This window comes from Neisseria blantyrii, from assembly GCF_962747855.1.
Taxonomy (GTDB): domain Bacteria; phylum Pseudomonadota; class Gammaproteobacteria; order Burkholderiales; family Neisseriaceae; genus Neisseria; species Neisseria viridiae.
Genome location: NZ_CAUIZY010000001.1, coordinates 255578 through 272351, shown reverse-complemented (window position 1 = coordinate 272351; position 16774 = coordinate 255578). Strand labels below are relative to the sequence as shown.

General features: G+C 50.9%; 17 protein-coding genes. 7 read left to right on the top strand and 10 right to left on the bottom strand.

The window, feature by feature from the left end:
• Window positions 1-53: 53 nt before the first annotated feature.
• On the bottom strand, window positions 54-506 hold the full coding sequence (gene dut / locus Q9J80_RS01485; RefSeq protein ID WP_301673651.1) for a dUTP diphosphatase: 453 nt from the start codon (window positions 504-506) through the stop codon (window positions 54-56).
• A 145-nt stretch (window positions 507-651) separates the two neighbouring features.
• Between dut and Q9J80_RS01480 the strand changes: the two genes are divergently transcribed.
• Both Q9J80_RS01480 and Q9J80_RS01475 read left to right on the top strand, forming a co-directional pair.
• On the top strand, window positions 652-1362 hold the full coding sequence (locus Q9J80_RS01480; protein WP_301673650.1) for an AzlC family ABC transporter permease: 711 nt from the start codon (window positions 652-654) through the stop codon (window positions 1360-1362).
• A complete protein-coding gene (locus Q9J80_RS01475; protein ID WP_301673649.1) occupies window positions 1359-1667 on the top strand; it encodes an AzlD family protein in 309 nt (102 codons plus the stop codon). Before Q9J80_RS01480 ends, Q9J80_RS01475 begins: the two co-directional genes overlap by 4 nt.
• Before the next feature lie 68 nt (window positions 1668-1735).
• Here the strand turns inward: Q9J80_RS01475 and Q9J80_RS01470 are convergent, their stop codons facing one another.
• From Q9J80_RS01470 to dnaB, 6 genes are all read right to left on the bottom strand, one after another.
• Window positions 1736-2209: a PilX family type IV pilin gene (locus Q9J80_RS01470; RefSeq protein ID WP_301673752.1), complete on the bottom strand. Its 474-nt coding sequence runs from the start codon at window positions 2207-2209 to the stop codon at window positions 1736-1738.
• A 1-nt stretch (window position 2210) separates the two neighbouring features.
• Complete coding sequence (locus Q9J80_RS01465; protein ID WP_301673648.1) at window positions 2211-2807, bottom strand: pilus assembly PilX family protein; 597 nt, start codon at window positions 2805-2807, stop codon at window positions 2211-2213.
• Window positions 2786-3727, bottom strand: coding sequence for a PilW family protein (locus Q9J80_RS01460; protein ID WP_301673647.1), 942 nt, complete (start codon window positions 3725-3727; stop codon window positions 2786-2788). The genes Q9J80_RS01465 and Q9J80_RS01460 overlap by 22 nt, the downstream gene beginning before the upstream one ends.
• Complete coding sequence (gene pilV, locus Q9J80_RS01455; RefSeq protein WP_301673646.1) at window positions 3724-4335, bottom strand: type IV pilus modification protein PilV; 612 nt, start codon at window positions 4333-4335, stop codon at window positions 3724-3726. Before pilV ends, Q9J80_RS01460 begins: the two co-directional genes overlap by 4 nt.
• Before the next feature lie 28 nt (window positions 4336-4363).
• Entirely contained in the window at window positions 4364-5029 is a 666-nt protein-coding gene (locus Q9J80_RS01450; protein WP_301673645.1) for a GspH/FimT family pseudopilin, read from the bottom strand.
• A 156-nt stretch (window positions 5030-5185) separates the two neighbouring features.
• Window positions 5186-6592: a replicative DNA helicase gene (dnaB, locus tag Q9J80_RS01445; protein ID WP_301673644.1), complete on the bottom strand. Its 1407-nt coding sequence runs from the start codon at window positions 6590-6592 to the stop codon at window positions 5186-5188.
• A gap of 162 nt (window positions 6593-6754) precedes the next feature.
• On the opposite strand from dnaB, the gene Q9J80_RS01440 reads away from it, so the two are divergent.
• Window positions 6755-7336: a superoxide dismutase gene (locus tag Q9J80_RS01440; RefSeq protein WP_301667832.1), complete on the top strand. Its 582-nt coding sequence runs from the start codon at window positions 6755-6757 to the stop codon at window positions 7334-7336.
• 64 nt (window positions 7337-7400) lie between these two features.
• On the opposite strand, the gene Q9J80_RS01435 is transcribed toward Q9J80_RS01440, so the two are convergent.
• The gene (locus Q9J80_RS01435) at window positions 7401-7733 is read right to left on the bottom strand and encodes a general secretion pathway protein GspG (RefSeq protein ID WP_301673643.1); all 333 of its coding nucleotides are present in this window, start codon (window positions 7731-7733) and stop codon (window positions 7401-7403) included.
• A 333-nt stretch (window positions 7734-8066) separates the two neighbouring features.
• On the opposite strand from Q9J80_RS01435, the gene cysT reads away from it, so the two are divergent.
• The 3 genes from cysT (at window position 8067) to Q9J80_RS01420 (ending at window position 11096) form a co-directional block, all read left to right on the top strand.
• On the top strand, window positions 8067-8903 hold the full coding sequence (cysT, locus tag Q9J80_RS01430; RefSeq protein ID WP_301673642.1) for a sulfate ABC transporter permease subunit CysT: 837 nt from the start codon (window positions 8067-8069) through the stop codon (window positions 8901-8903).
• A 262-nt stretch (window positions 8904-9165) separates the two neighbouring features.
• A complete protein-coding gene (gene cysW, locus Q9J80_RS01425) occupies window positions 9166-10026 on the top strand; it encodes a sulfate ABC transporter permease subunit CysW (protein WP_301673641.1) in 861 nt (286 codons plus the stop codon).
• Window positions 10023-11096 (top strand): sulfate/molybdate ABC transporter ATP-binding protein, encoded by a 1074-nt coding sequence (locus Q9J80_RS01420; protein ID WP_301673640.1) that lies wholly within the window; start codon window positions 10023-10025, stop codon window positions 11094-11096. The genes cysW and Q9J80_RS01420 overlap by 4 nt, the downstream gene beginning before the upstream one ends.
• Before the next feature lie 56 nt (window positions 11097-11152).
• Here the strand turns inward: Q9J80_RS01420 and ilvA are convergent, their stop codons facing one another.
• Complete coding sequence (ilvA, locus tag Q9J80_RS01415) at window positions 11153-12679, bottom strand: threonine ammonia-lyase, biosynthetic (RefSeq protein ID WP_301673639.1); 1527 nt, start codon at window positions 12677-12679, stop codon at window positions 11153-11155.
• Between the two features lie 147 nt (window positions 12680-12826).
• Here ilvA and Q9J80_RS01410 point away from each other — a divergent pair, with 147 nt between their 5' ends.
• Window positions 12827-13996, top strand: a complete 1170-nt coding sequence (locus Q9J80_RS01410; protein WP_301673638.1) for a D-alanyl-D-alanine carboxypeptidase family protein — start codon at window positions 12827-12829, stop codon at window positions 13994-13996.
• A 124-nt stretch (window positions 13997-14120) separates the two neighbouring features.
• Here the strand turns inward: Q9J80_RS01410 and Q9J80_RS01405 are convergent, their stop codons facing one another.
• On the bottom strand, window positions 14121-16772 hold the full coding sequence (locus Q9J80_RS01405; protein ID WP_304671460.1) for a restriction endonuclease: 2652 nt from the start codon (window positions 16770-16772) through the stop codon (window positions 14121-14123).
• Window positions 16773-16774 lie beyond the last annotated feature (2 nt).

The window sequence follows — 16774 nt, the reverse complement described above, 5'->3', positions numbered from 1 at the left end:
ATCGGAAGATATGCCGTCTGAACCTGACGTGCTCTTCAGACGGCATTTTATATTCAATGCAAACCCGTACTGCCGAAGCCGCCCTCACCCCGGCTGCTTCCGACAAATTCTTCGACACGTTTGAAACGCGCCTGCACGATTGGCACGACAACCATCTGCGCGATACGCTCAAACGGCTTAACGGCAAACGGTTCGCTGCTTCTGTTCCATAACGACACCTTCAACTCCCCCTGATAATCGGAGTCGATCAAGCCGACCAAATTGCCCAAGACAATACCGTGTTTATGCCCCAATCCGGAACGGGGAAGCAAAACGGCGGCGTATGCGGGATTCGCCAAATAAACCGCCAAACCTGTCGGTACAAGCAACGTTTCGCCCGGCTGCAAAACGACTTCCTTATCCAAACAGGCGCGCAAATCCAAACCTGCAGAACCCTCCGTTGCATAGGTAGGGACAAAATCCGCCATCCGTTCGTCCAATACTTTCATTTCTACTTCAATATTCATTGCCTTACTCCCGCATACGGTCGGTCTGTCTAAAGATGGTGGATTATACACAAGCCGTGTTTACACTGAAACACAGCAAATAGGTTTTGTTTTGAAATACTCCGTCTGTGTATAATGCCCGACCTTCTTACATATCAATATTAACATGACACACATAAGCTCGCCCCGTAACGAATTTATACGCGGCATAAAAAAAAGCTCACCCATACTTATCGGACTTCTGCCTTGGGCATTAATACTCGGTATGCAGGGTGGGCAAAAAGGCATGAGTTGGCTGGAGATGTTGTTGATGACGGGGATGAACTTTGCCGGCGGCTCCGAATTTGCAACGGTAAACCTGTGGGCGGAACCTCTGCCGATACTGCTCATCGCCACCGTAACCTTTATGATTAATTCGCGGCATATCCTGATGGGGGCGGCACTTGCCCCGCACATGAAAGAAATACCGCTGAAAAAAGCCGTGCCCGCACTGTTTTTTATGTGTGATGAAAGCTGGGCGATGGCATTCTCCGAAATCCAAAAACGGAAAGCAGCCGGCTTGCCCGCATTCAATATGCCTTTTTATATGGGCGTATGCTTTATCCTCTACATTACTTGGATAGGATTTGCCACTTTCGGCGCGGCAGTAGGACCTATGTTCGGCAATGTGGCCGCTTGGGGATTCGGCATGGCGTTTCCTGCCGTATTTCTGGTTTTATTGAGAGGTATGTGGAAAAGTTTTTCCGCATCAAGACCTTGGTTTGTTAGCCTGATTGTCGCATCAGCAGTTTATCTGACCGTTGAAGGCGCGTGGTATGTTCCCGCCGGCGCACTGTCCGGTCTGTTATCGGCTTATCTCTGGGGAGAACAAAAATGAAAGATTTGCTGTCGCTCCAATCATTCCTGTTGTTTGCCTCTATGCTTGCCGTAACCTACTCTACACGTCTGATAGGATTTTTCGCACTGCGTAACCGAGCCCTAAGCCGTCGCGCCCAAACTGTTATGGAAGCCGCGCCGGGCTGCGTCCTCATTTCCGTTATTGCCCCCTATTTTGTATCAGACAAACCGCACGAACTTATTGCCATCGCATTAACCGCCTTTGCAGCCTGCCGTTTTTCTATGCTGCTTACCGTATTGATAGGGGTCGGCTCGTCAGGCATCTTGGGATGGTTGATGGCATAACTCATTTCAAAATACCCATAAAAATGCCGTCTGAAAATTGATTTTCAGACGGCATCGGCAAAACAGCCCTATTTTTTACGGTTAGAGAAAGCCTCACAACCGGCATCTGCGGACAAGGTTTCCAAATGAGCCCGGGCAGAAGCGGCATCGCGGCATTTGTATCCGTCGCCCACGCTGTTTACCCATACCGACAAGGTATAACCCGTACCTGCCTTCGGAACGCCGACCAACCTGTATGCCCTTGATTTTGCCGCATCGACAAACTCCCCCGAAACACTATATTTTTCGGCAATTTTCGGATTCATCTTATAGGCCGGTGCAAACTTTTTCAGTTCCGCATCAAGTTTCTGATTACTTTCCCCGGGATTTTTCAAAATAATCTGCTTGAAAGCATTGTTGATACTGACCATCTCCGTATAAAGCTGGGACTGATAGCCTTTTTCAATATAACTTTGATAAGAAGGTATGGCAATGACGCTGATGATGCCGAGTATCGCGACAACTATCATCACCTCAACCAATGTAAACCCTTTTTGTTCCATTTTATTGCTCATCATTATTGCTTACATAAGATTGAAGGACGACCACGGTATTGGCATTCTTACCCCAAGCCTTGGCAGTAACCCTGTAAATATTCTGACCGTTCTTCACACCCAAATATTCGATAATATAGCGCGGCATTTTGCTGACGCTTCCTGTGCCTTTCCCATATACCATCCCTTTATTGTCAATGCACAGGTTGGTAGAATTTGCAGGACAAAAACGCTTCACCGCTTCAACGGTAGGCTCGCCTTGCACCACGATATTGTCAAAAGCCTCTTCATTATCATTATTTGTCCGCACATTAACTGCGGTACACAGGCCGTTTTCACAGTTTTCGCTAAATGTAACCTTACTGTCCGTAGTATATTCCAAATCCAAAACCTGAAATTCGCCGTCCCGCAAAGCCGCCTCGGCTAAAGACAAAGCCAATTTCCTGTCTGATTCGTTGGCACTGATCCGCTGCTCGGTATTGTAAGACTGCGCGGCAGTCACAACCAAAAAGGCCACTACTATCATAACCATCAGCACGATAAACAGTGCGAACCCCCTCTGTCCGTCAGAAGTCGGGATTCCCGTCAAAGCGTTCTGTTTGCGCATACATTTCCCCCGCGTATTGTCGCATCGATACGGTAAGCATAAATATTATTGTCTGAAGAAGCGGCAATCTTGGCATCGGTACCGCTATTCAATAAAACCTCCACCCCGGCGGGCGTAACAGCACCTTTGGAGCTGTCGAATTTATCCGTATATTTGAATTTTTCCTCTTTGCCGGCATCTCCATCTTCAGGGCAGTCGGAAACATAGACATACCGCACATTCATATGGGTAATCTTTTTCACGAGCAACTGGGGATTACCCCACCCGCCGCTATCATTCAATTGGAAGCGGAACAGCCCCTCCTCATCAGAAATCTTGCCGACCGCATAGGCATTGACCTCATGCCTTTGGCGCGCAATATTGCCATTTTGCCTGTTATCCGTATCCGAAATCTTCAATTCTTTTTTTACATTTTCTAATGTAGAGATTTGCTTGCCCGGTTTTGATATTGCGGCACAACTGCTGACGACGGTAGTCGCGGCGTTTGCATTAGCATCGTCGATACCGTATTGGAAAATCAATGCCTTACCGGACTGGGTAAAACCCGGATAGCCGATATTTGCAGATTCCGCCACAGGGATAAGTTTATCTATACCGTTCCTTTTTAAGGAAAAAAGGGGGTTTTGTTGCGCCGTATCGGAAACAACATCAGTTGCAGGATGCTCGGACATATTGAAACAACCGAAGCCCCCCGCCATTCTTGCGTCGCGGACAATCAATGTTGCCGCATTCCGCAAATCCTGTTGCGCGGAAAGACGCTCGTTTGCCGCATCATTTAATTTCCGAGATGTAAAGTAACTCGAACCGACCGCCATCAGGACAATCATACTGAGCAGGCCCGCAACCAAGAATTCAACAATGGTAAAACCCTTCATACCATCATAACTGCCTTTTGGTACGTTTAGCATTTTACGTCTCATTCCCGACCTCCGACCCTTGCCTGATAGGTATATACGATATTGTCGCCGTTCGCCTCAAGATTCGTACGGGCAATATCCGAATCCCCTGCCGAATCATTTACCCACAATACTTTAATCAAAGTATCCCCATTTGCCTTATTGTCGCAATTTGAAGAAAAAGTACCGCTGTCGGACAATGTCGGCGCGTTACCCGACGAATCCTTGCAGACGGCGTAATGGATACCGGCTGCATCCGGCAAGGCATTTTTCAATTCATAACCGAACCTGTCCAACTGGGCTTTTGCCAAATCCTTCTTGGTTTTCAAATTATTAAGCGTGAAATCGCCGTCAGAGGAAGAAGGGGTGTACGACCCTGTGTAAAGATTATAGTTTTTCTTGTTGCTGTCCGAATCAATGGTCGGATTCATCAACATTCCCTCCATCAGGTTTTGCGTGATTTGGCTGACGATGGTTTGCGTCTCTGCCTCCCTGACGGAAGCGACTGTCCGCAACTGCACGGACAATAGTGCCAAAATACCGATGGTCAGAACGAGCATAGCGACCAAGACTTCTATCAGCGCCATACCGGACTGGGGATTTTTCAGGCGGAAGCAATCATTATTCTTCATTTTTTATTTCCCAAACCGACTAAAACAGTCATTGATGTTGGCATACGGCACGCGTATCGTTTCTAGGGCAAACCTCAACCCTGCCGCTGCTGTCAATCAAAACCACCGCCGAACGGAATTTCTTTTCATCGGCGGAAACCGCCTTCGCATCTGTCAGCACGATTTGGATATAACCGTCGGAGTAAACAAATCTGGAAGTACGCGCGAGATTCTGATCGGGAGAATAGCCGAATGCCCCGTTTTGGTTGAAAGTCCAAACAACACGCTCGGCGGTCGGCTGAGACGAACCGAAAGCGATATGGTTGAAGGTATAATTAATCCGGCTGTCGTCGGCATCATTCAACACCACGCTGCGGAGGAAAACATCCGCCGCATCGCCGTCATATGCCTTATTGCCGTTTTTGTCGCCGAAAGCCAACACTCCCTGCCCCTTCTTGCCGAAGTCGCACTGGTTGTTGACCGTACCGTCTTTTTTAACTTGAACAGGACAGATATAGACAGGGAGATTGAGCCGGACGGCTTCGCCCCTGGAGAAACGCAAAAGGTTGGCAACCTGCTCCGCATGACTGGCAATGCGGCGGGATGCAATCCACCGGCTCATACTGGGGAGGGCTATCATCGCCATAATGGCTGCGATGACCATCACGATAAGCAGCTCTATTAGCGTGAAACCTTGTTGTTTTCGTGTACACATATAAGCAATAGGACGTTAACTGGTAATGTATTTTCAATTATATGCCGTCTGAATGCAAAAATGCCTCAAGACCGCATTTTATTTTTTAGGGCAATCTCTAAGCATGATTTTAAACGATTTTGCCTGATTTCGCCTAATAAATTTTTATATAACCATTTAATCTTCTATCTTTGCCTCCTCGGGAACATAGGCAGCATTGTCGAATTTGGTAAACTGCCCCATCCATGTCAGGACAACTTTTCCGACCGGACCGTTGCGGTGTTTGCCGATAATACATTCGGCAAGGCCTTTCATGGGTGAGTCTTGGTTGTAGTATTCGTCGCGGTACATGAACATAATCAGGTCGGCATCTTGCTCGATTGCGCCAGACTCGCGAAGGTCGGACATCATCGGGCGTTTGTCGGTACGCGATTCGACCGTCCTGCTCAACTGAGACAAAGCGATGATAGGAACCTGCAATTCTTTCGCCAAGGCTTTGAGGGAACGGGAAATTTCGCCAAGCTCCGAAGCGCGGTTGTCGGAACGGCCGGATCCCGCCATCAATTGCAGGTAGTCAATGACGATCAATCCAAGCTTATTGTTAAATTGACGGGCGAGACGGCGGGCACGGGCGCGCAGCTCGAGGGCGGTCAGATTCGGGGTTTCGTCAATAAACATAGGTGCGTCGGAAAGTTTGACGACTGCTTCGTTCAGACGACCCCAGTGTTCGTCTTCCAACCTGCCTGTTTTCAAGACGCTTTGATCCAACCGTCCGACCGAGCCGAGCATACGCATGACCAGTTGCGCACCGCCCATCTCCATCGAGAAGACGGCAACGGGCAGCTTGCCCTCTACGGCAACGTGTTCGGCGATATTGATAGAAAAGGCGGTTTTACCCATAGACGGGCGGCCGGCGACGATAATCAGGTCTCCGGGCTGAAGGCCCGAGGTTTTTTTGTCGAGGTCGATGAACCCCGTCGGCACTCCGGTTACTTCATCGGGATTGTCGCGCGAGTAGAGCATATCGATGCGCTGTACGACTTCTTTCAGCAAATCGGGCATCTCCAAAAAGCCCTGTTTGGATTTGGCGGTGCTTTCGGCGATTTGGAATACTTTGTTTTCCGCCTCGTCCAAAAGCTGCCCCGCGTCCCTGCCTTGCGGATTGTATGCGCTGCGGGCGATTTCCGTCCCCACTTCGGCGAGTTGGCGCATAATGGAACGCTCGCGCACGATTTCGGCATAACGGCGGATGTTGGCGGCGGACGGGGTGTTTTGCGCCAGCGTAATCAGGTATTCAAATCCGCCTGCCGCTTCCAATTCTTCGTTCCGCTGCAAATCTTCCTGAACCGTAATCACATCGGCGGGACGGCTTTCGTTGATCAGCTTGGCAATGGATCGGAAAATCAGGCGGTGTTCGTGGCGGTAGAAATCCTCTCCCGAAACCACATCGGCAATCCTGTCCCATGCCGGATTTTCCAGCATCAAACCGCCCAAAACAGACTGCTCCGCCTCCATCGAATGGGGGGGCAGCGACAATGCGCCGACCTCGCGGTCTTCAGACGGCATAGCTGCGTAATCGTTCATGGTGCATCCTATCTATTGTGCCGAAATTGCATTTTTTTATTATAGCGTAAAGCAGGTTCAATTAGTTTCCATCCCTCAAAACAGGTAGAATGCGTGAGCTGCCGATTCGTTTGCAGCAACACTGCCAAAATACAACATTTAAAACAATATTAGGAGTACAAAATGGAACATAAGCTGCCGCAACTGCCTTATGAACTGGACGCATTGTCCCCGCATCTGAGCAAAGAGACTTTGGAATTCCACTACGGCAAACACCATCAAACCTACATCACCAACCTGAACAATCAAATCAAAGGCACCGAATTTGAAAACCTGCCTTTGGAAGAGATTGTGAAAAAATCTTCGGGCGGCGTGTTCAACAACGCGGCGCAAACTTGGAACCACACCTTCTACTGGCTGGGTTTCACGCCCAAAGGTCAAGGCAAGCCTGCCGGCGAACTGGCAGCCGCCATCGACGCGAAATGGGGCAGCTTCGAAAAATTCCAAGAAGCGTTCAATGCCTGCGCGGCCGGTACTTTCGGCTCCGGTTGGGCGTGGCTGGTGAAAACCCCTGCCGGCGGATTGGATTTGGTTTCCACTTCCAACGCCGCTACGCCGCTGACCACTGAAAACACGCCGCTCTTGACTTGCGACGTGTGGGAACACGCCTATTACATCGACTACCGCAACAGCCGTCCCAACTACCTGAAAGGTTTTTGGGAAATCGTCAACTGGGACGAGGTTGCCAAACGTTTTGCCGCATAAGCCGCAAACCGGCAAAATGCCGTCTGAACACATTTCAGACGGCATTTTTTACGGGAAGTCCGAATCAATGTCCGCAGGCGCAAGCATCGCCGCGGTGTCCGCAACCTTTAGCCGCTTCGAGCCACGCGTCATCATCGCCTTCAAACTCTTCCACTTCGTCAAACTCGCCGCGTTCCACCATGGCGCACAACTCTTCAAGGCTTTCCGCGCCCTCTACCCAAAAACAGGGAATGCCCGGCGGCGTATCGGGCGCAAGCAGTGCCGCCACGCCTTCATGCCACGCAATCCAATAGCCGTTGTCCGTGCGGACGAATTGTGCGTTTTCGTTGACCGACTCGCCTTCCGTGCCTTCCAGCATACGTTCCGCAATGTCCGCCTGAAAAGATAAAATCTGCATAAGTGTTCCTTTATATGATGGTTTTCCGTCAAAACAAGGCGTTATAGTGGATTAACAAAAACCAGTACGGCGTTGCCTCGCCTTAGCTCAAAGAGAACGATTCTCTAAGGTGCTGAAGCACCAAGTGAATCGGTTCCGTACTATTTGTACTGTCTGCGGCTTCGTCGCCTTGTCCTGATTTTTGTTAATCCACTATATTTTAAAACATCACGCCCGCTTGAGAAACTGCCAACCGCTTTATAACAAATTCGTCTTTGCACCAAACTTTCCATTCTTTCCGTTTTTCAGACGGCATCGTTAAAGTAATGCCTTTATTTTCCACCCTTACCGACCATGTTACTGCTCAAAACACCCGGCATCCTTCCCGGCTTCAAAATCAGCCTCGGCCTGACCGTATTGTGCCTGTCGCTTCTGGTGGTTTTGCCGTTTGCGATGATGGCGGCGAAGGCGGCGGAAATCGGCTGGGGCGGCTTTTGGAACACGATTGCCGAGCCGAACGTGTTGGCGGCGGTGTGGCTGAGTTTGCGGATGTCGTTTTATGCGATGCTGACCAATGTCGTGTTCGGCACGCTGGTGGCGTGGGTGTTGGTGCGCTATGAATTTCCGGGCAAGGGCTTGGCGAACGCGCTGGTCGATTTGCCGTTTGCTCTGCCGACAGCGGTAACAGGTATTGCGTTGGCGACCCTGTATGCGCCCAACGGTTGGTTAGGCCGTTTTTTCGAGCCTTTAGGCATCAAAATCGCGTTTACGCCCGTCGGCATTTGGATTGCGCTGGTCGTCGTCAGCCTGCCCTTTATCGTCCGCGCCGTGCAGCCGGTATTGGAGGAATTGTCGGGCGAATATGAGGAAGCGGCGGCGACTTTGGGCGCAAACCGCTTTACGACGTTCCGCCGCGTGCTGCTGCCGGAAATCACGCCGGCACTCCTGACAGGCGCGGGCATGATGTTCGCGCGGGCAACGGGGGAATACGGCTCGGTGATTTTTATCGCGGGCAACATTCCGATGGTTTCCGAAATCCTGCCGCTGATTATTACGGGCAAACTGGAACAGTTCGACGTGCAGGGCGCGTCGGCGGTAGCGTTGTTTATGCTGCTGGTTTCGTTTGTCATCCTGTTTGCGCTGAACGTGATGCAGTGGGCGTTGGGCAGGCGTTCGGGCGCGAAGGGTTGAGGTCGTCTGAAATACCTGTTACCGTCATTCCCGCGCAGGCGGGAATCCATTGGTGAATTTCGGCTGCCTTATTTATTTTCTGTTTTCCTGTTGCCCTGTGGTGGATTCCCGCCTGCGCGGGAATGACGGCAGCCGAACGTTTTTTGCTCCCCTTTTAATCTATAAAAGATAAAAGGCCGTCTGAAAACGAATCCGCCCCACAAAAAACAGTTTTTCAGACGACCTCCAAACATTTTAAAACCAACCAGAGAACACCACCGACATGAAACCCTATTCCGCCAATCCCAACCTGACCGAACCGCGTTGGCTGCGCGTATTGCTGACTGCTACCGCCTTGGGCTTTCTGTTGCTGATGTTGGTTGTGCCTTTGGTTGCCGTATTCTACGAGGCCTTAAAAGGCGGTTGGGATTTGTACCTGAAATCCTTAAGCGATTCCGAAGCGTGGTCTGCCATCAAATTGACGCTGATTACCGCGCTGATTGTCGTCCCCGTCAATGCCGTCTTGGGCGTGGCGATGGCGTGGCTGCTGACCCGTTTTGATTTTCGCGGCAAGCAGTTGCTGACCACCCTGCTCGATTTGCCGTTTTCCGTATCACCCGTGGTGGCCGGTTTGATGTTCGTCTTATTGTTCGGCGCGCACACGGCATTGGGCGGCCGGCTGGAAGCGCAAGGCATACAGATTATCTTCGCTATCCCCGGCATTGTTTTGGCGACGCTGTTCGTTACCTTCCCCTTTGTTGCACGCGAAATCATCCCGCTGATGCAGGCGCAGGGCGACAGCGAAGAACAAGCCGCGCTGATTCTCGGCGCAAGCGGCTGGCAGATGTTTTGGCGCGTTACCCTGCCCAACATCAAATGGGCGTTACTCTACGGCATCATCCTCACCAACGCCCGCGCGATGGGCGAGTTCGGCGCGGTCAGCGTGGTATCGGGACACATACGCGGCGAAACCAACACCGTCCCGCTTTTGGTCGAAATCTTCTACAACGAATACAACTTCACCGGCGCATTCGCCCTCTCCGGCGTATTGGCACTTTTAGCACTGGCGACGCTGGCGGTGCAGAACATCATCACCAAATTACAAGATAAAAAACTCGCCGCCGCCGAAAGGAAAGCAGTATGAGCATCACCATTCAAAACTTAAACAAACACTTCGGTAGTTTCCACGCGCTGAAAAACATCAACCTCAACGTCCCCACCGGCAAACTCGTTTCCCTGCTCGGCCCGTCCGGCTGCGGCAAAACCACGCTTTTACGCATTATCGCCGGACTGGAAAACGCCGACGGCGGCAAGATTCTGTTTGACGGGCAAGATGTAACCGCCAAACATGTGCGCGAGCGCAAAGTCGGCTTCGTGTTCCAACACTACGCCCTTTTCCGCCATATGAACGTGTTTGACAACGTCGCTTTCGGTTTGACCGTATTGCCCAAGTCCGAACGCCCGTCCAAAGAACAAATCCGCACCAAAGTCGAAGAATTGCTCAAACTCGTGCAGCTCTCCCACCTCGCCAAATCCTATCCGCACCAACTCTCCGGCGGCCAACGCCAACGCATCACCCTTGCCCGTGCGCTTGCGGTCGAACCGAAACTCCTGCTTCTGGACGAACCCTTCGGCGCACTGGATGCCAAAGTGCGCAAAGAATTACGCACCTGGTTGCGCGACATCCATCACAACCTAGGCGTAACCAGCATTTTGGTGACACACGACCAAGAAGAGGCCCTCGAAGTTTCCGACGAAATCGTCGTCATGAACCACGGCAAAATCGAACAAACCGGCAGCGCCGAAGCCATTTACCGCAAACCCGAAAACGCCTTCGTTACCGAGTTCTTAGGCGAAACCGACGCTTTTGAAGGTCGCATCGAAAAAGGCATCTGGCACTACAACGGCTTCGCGTGGAAATTGGACGCGCACTACAAATGGCAGGAACAAACCGCTATCGGCTATATCCGCCCACACGAATGGCAACTTGCCGCTGAAAACGAAACCCCGATGATTCGTGCCAAAATCGAAAAAATCCACGCCGTCGGCGCATTGACGCACGTTTTGGTGAAACACGGCAAACAGGACGTGCATATCACGCTGGCTGGCAGCGATGCCGCGCGTTACCCAATCGCCGAAGGTAAAGAATTGAATCTGATTCCGAAACAGGTTTATGTCTTCTCTCAAAACGAACTGATTGAATATTCGATTTAACTCTGAAAGCACAATGCCGTCTGAAAGGCTTTCAGACGGCATTGTGCTTTCAAGCATCAGGCAAGAAACAGCTTGTACGCGGCATTTTGCGTTTCCTCGTGATAGCTGTATCCCAGACTTTCCAAGAAACCGTCAAATGCGGCGGCATCATGCGGCGGCACGTCGATACCGACCAAAATCCGCCCGTAATCCGCACCATGGTTGCGGTAATGGAAGAGCGTAATGTTCCAACCGCCCTGCATATGGTTCAAAAAACGCGCCAACGCCCCCGGACGCTCCGGAAACTCAAAACTGACCAAACGCTCGTTTTCTACTTTGTCCGTCCGTCCTCCGACCATATAACGGATATGGATTTTGGCAATCTCATCATCGGTCAGGTCGACATTGGGCAATCCCGCCTCATCCAACCGGCTGCCGATAACCGCCAAATCCTGCGGGCCTGCCGCTTGAAGTCCGACAAAGATATGCGCTTTTTCATCGTCCCCGTAGCGGTAGTTGAACTCGGTAATATTCCTATTTCCCAATATATTGACAAACTTAAGGAAGCTGCCGCGTTCTTCAGGGATGGTAACGGCAAAAATACCTTCGTTGCCCTCGCCCAATTCGCTCCGTTCCGAAACGTGGCGCAAACGGTGAAAATTCATATTCGCACCGCTGGTAACGGCAATCAAGGTCTGCCCCTTGATGCCGCCGCGTGCGATATAAGCCTTCAGTCCTGCCAATGCCAACGCGCCGGCCGGCTCGGTAATGCTGCGCGTATCATCGAAAATATCCTTGACCGCACCGCAAACCGCATCGGTATCGACCGTAATGATTTCATCCAAAAGTTCTTTGCAGAGGCGGAAGGTTTCGTCGCCGACGACTTTGACCGCAGTGCCGTCTGAAAACAGCCCGACATCTTTCAAATGGACGATTTCTCCCGCTTCGATCGACTGCTTCATACAGCAGGAATCGTTGGTCTGTACGCCGATAACTTTGATTTCGGGACGAACCTGTTTGATAAATGCCGCCACGCCCGCTGCCAAACCGCCGCCGCCTATCGGTACGAATACGGCGCGGATTGAATCGGGATGTTGGCTGACAATTTCCATCCCCACCGTCCCCTGTCCCGCAATCACATCAGGATCGTCAAACGGTGCGATATAGGTCAGCCCTTCCTGTTCCGCCAGCTCCATCGCATAATCGTAGGCATCGTTGTATGAAACACCGCGCAAAACCACCTCGCCGCCACGGCTTTTGACCGCATCCACTTTGATTTTCGGCGTAGTCTCCGGCATAACGATAACGGCACGGCAGCCCAAACGCTGTGCGGACAATGCCACGCCTTGAGCATGATTGCCCGCGCTTGCCGCAATCACGCCGCAAGCGAGCGCATCTTTCGGCAACTTGGACATTTTGTTGTACGCACCGCGTATTTTGAACGAAAAAACCGGCTGCAAATCTTCGCGTTTCAAAAGGATGTTGTTTTTCAAACGTACAGAAAGGCTGCGTGCCGGTTCCAAAGGCGTTTCGACCGCCACATCATAGACAGATGCCGTCAGGATGCGGATAAGGTAATCGGAATAAGGAAGGGGCGTGTTCATAATTCAATATGGGATAATCGGTTTGTTAAAATCGCAAAACCCCAAACCATACGCCCAAGACAGCCCGAAAGCAAGAAAAATCCGCCCGATCAGACACCCTAAGCGTATAATCGGCAGGCTGAAACACTCACACAATTAGAATATTTCATGACAGCACATAAAATCCTGCCCGTCCTGCTTTCCATTATCTTAGGCGTTTCTCACGCAACGGCTGCATCGCCCGCGCCCAACAGACCGACGGTACACGCCGCCCCCTCGCTCCAAACACCCGAAACCCTCACAGCGGCACACATCGTTATCGACCTTCAAAGCAAACAGACTTTATCCGCCAAAAACATCAATACCCCCGTAGAACCGGCGGCACTAACCCAACTGATGACTGCATATTTGGTTTTCAAAAACATGAAATCAGGAAATATCCAATCTGAAGAAAACTTAAAAATACCCGAATCCGCATGGGCTTCAGAAGGAAGCAGAATGTTTGTACGTCCCGGCGATACGGTCAGCACCGACAAACTCTTAAAAGGCATGATTGCCCTATCCGCAAACGATGCCGCCCTAACCCTTGCCGGCCGGCTGGGCAACGGCTCGATTGAAAATTTTGTGCAACAAATGAACAAAGAAGCCCGACGCCTGGGCATGAAAAACACCGTATTCAAAAACCCGACAGGCTTGAGTAGAGAAGGACAGGTTTCCACCGCCAAAGACCTCGCCCTGCTGTCTGAAGCATTGATGCGCGACTTTCCGGAATATTACCCGCTGTTTTCCATCAAATCTTTCAAATTCAAAAACATAGAACAAAACAACCGCAATATCCTTTTATATAGGGACAACAATGTAAACGGTCTGAAAGCCGGACACACAGAAAGCGGCGGCTACAACCTTGCCGTGTCATACTCCGGCAACGGCAGGCACATCCTTGTCATCACATTGGGTTCGGAATCGGCGGAAACACGCGCATCGGACAACAGCAAGCTGCTGAACTGGGCATTGCAATCCTTTGACACTCCGAAAATCCATTCGGCAGGCGAAATTGTTACCAAAATACAAGTCTTGGGCGGAAGCAAAAAAAACGTCCATGCGGGTTTTCCGAAAGGAGTCTATATCACCCTACCGCATACCCAAGCAAAAACGGCCGAACAAATTCTGGAAACCATACAGCCGCTCCGTGCACCAGTAAGAAAAGGGCAGGTCCTAGGAAAAATCAAAATCAGACAAAACGGACATACTGTTGCCGAAAAAGAAATCGCCGCGTTGGAGGACGTAGAAAAGAAAAACTGGTGGAAAAAACTCTGGGCACGCCTGACGGGACAATAAGCTTGAGACCTTTGCAAAATTCCTTTTCCTCCCGACAGCAGAAACCCAAACACAGGTTTTCAGAAGAAACCTCCACAAAAGGCGCGGCGGAAACGTCAACGGAAAACAAAGCGGACAGCATATTTCAAGCCTGCTCCTCTTTTTCTAACTTTAAGTCCCCCACTTTTTCCACAACACGGTATGCCAAACCGCCCAGTGCTTCAAAATGCCGTTCACCGCATTCGATTTTCAGCCGTTCGTTTTCGCGCAGCTTGCCCGCATCTACCCCCGCCTGAATGCCTTTGCCGGTATTTTTGGTTTCTGCAACGAAATACACTTTGTCCCGAACCTGTTTTACCACCGCCCAATCGGGATTGTAATTGCCCAGCGGGGTCGGGATTTTGAACCAGCCGGGCAGTTTGAAGTAAAACACCACGCCGCCTTCATTTTCGGCATCATAATCCTCGCAATTTCGGGCAAAGGCTTGTTCCGTGCCGGAATCCAGAGGGATATAGTTTTCGCAAATGGTTTTTTGCGGATTACCGACTGCAAACGTAAAATTGTTTTCATAAAACTCGATGCCTTCGTGCGCCATATCTTCCAACAGCTTTTGGTCGTACACTTCGCCGGTTCGCTCATACTCGATTCCTGCCGCCATCAATGCGTGCAGGCTGCGGTTTACCGCTTCGGCGGCAAGGTCGATGAAGCGTTGCGGGTTGCCCGGAACATCTTTCAGACGGCCTGACTGTATGATGATCTCGTACACCGTGCGCCGCGTCAGCCCCGTTTTTCTTTGGATTTCGCCGAGTATGTCCGGAATCTCCCATTGAACGTCCATTTCACGGCTGCGGCTGGCAATTTCGACTGTTTCGATACCATAGGTTTGTGATTGTTTTAATTGCGCCTTGCGGACGCGGATTTTCGGCTTTTGGATTTCCGGCAGGTTTGCCACCGCCGCCGAAGCCTGTTTGATCAATTCTTCCGTATCGAAGCGCACGCGGTAGCGCGTTTTGTATTTCAACTTGTCCCAAATTGCCTGAAATTCGGGATCGAGCGGAAAATCTTTGCGGAACAGCTGTTTTTTCTTCTTATTGCCGTTTTTGATGTTTTCGGCGGCAAATTTGATACCGCATTCGTCTTCGTATTCCTTTTGCAGATTTGCGGCAAACAATTCGTAGCTTTCGTTCGGCACAACGGTCAGTATGTTCACGTTTTCATCGCGCACGCGCCGTCCTTCCTGATTGACGGCGATACGCAGCCCGCGCCCGATTTCCTGCCGCTTTTTCAGCGGCGAGCGGGTTTCGTTGAGCGTGCAGATTTGGAATACATTGGGGTTGTCCCAGCCTTCTTTCAGCGCGGAATGGGAAAAGATAAAGCGCAGCGGGCTGTCAAAGGAAAGCAGGGTTTCCTTGTCGCGCATAATCAGGCGGTAGGTATCGTTGTCCGCCTGCGTCGTGCCGTCGGTGTTTTTCAGACGGCCTTTCCTGTCTTGCGAGAAATAGCCGTCGTGTACGCCCGCCGTATCGGTATTGCCTGCAAGCTCCCGATAGATTTCTTCAAACCAAAGGGCAAACTTGCCTGCCGTTCCGTCTTCTGTGCGGTAATTCTCCACGCGGTCGATAAAGAACAGCGACAGCACCTTAATCCCCAGCGGATTCAGCCGTTTCTCCTTCGCCAAATGCTCCCTTACCGTTTCGCGGATTTGGTTTTTCATGATCTCATCGCGCACCGCATCGCCGTCTCCGCCGCGCATAATGGTTTTACCGCTTGAGAACGCCAATTCCTGATTCTCAAAATCCAGGCCGTCGATGATGAAACCGTGGCGGTAGGCTTCGTTGCCGCCCGATTTTTCAAACAAATCGTCTCCCGATTTGACGGATACCTTTTTCTTCTTGGTTTCCTTTTTATCCTGATAATGAATGTTCAAATCGGCTTTCAGACTGCCTTTGGCCGCCTGTTTCACTTCCAACAGCTCCGCAAATGCGCCGTTCACATCGTTTTCCGCCAATACCGGCAAAACTTCGATTTGCTTGACCAGCTTCAAATTGTATGCCTGTACGGGATTCAGGCTGTACACCTTGTGGTACGGTTTTTTATGCGTTGCCGAATAGCGCAGGGTAAAAAGCGGATGGAGCGATTCCAAAGCGTTCAGACGGCCTTCCGTTTCCATATTCTGCGGCTCGTCGATGATGACGATAGGACACGTTTCTTGAACAAACTTTATCGGTGCTTCTCCGCTTTCGTTTACCTTGTTGATCACGTTTCCATCTTTTTCAAACGACTGGATGTTGATCACTAAAATTTCGATGTGGTCGTTTACCGCAAAAGCGCGTAAGTCCGACAACCGGCCGCTTGAATATTCCGCATAACGCATCACGGGCCTGCCGAACACTCCGTCAAAATGTGCCTTCGTAATTTCCAGGCTTTTCAACACGCCTTCGCGTATCGGTACGCTCGGTACGACAATGACAAATTTCTTCCAGCCGTAGAGCTTGTTCAATTCGTAAACCGTGCGCAGATAGACATAGGTTTTGCCCGTACCCGTTTCCATTTCCAGAGAAAAATTCAGCCCGTGCGCGCCGATTTCCGTTTCAGGCTGTCCGTTTTGCTTTTGCACTGCATTCAGATTCCGACCCAGCGTTTCCCAATCCAAATCCAAGCCGTTGCCGACAAACCGCCCCGTCCCCTGACTGGTCAAATCAAATGTCCGGGCGTGGTTCGGCTGCCCTGCAAAAAGATTCGCAACGGCATTTACCGCATCAAGCTGATAGGGCAGTTCTTCAAATTTCAATTCCATCG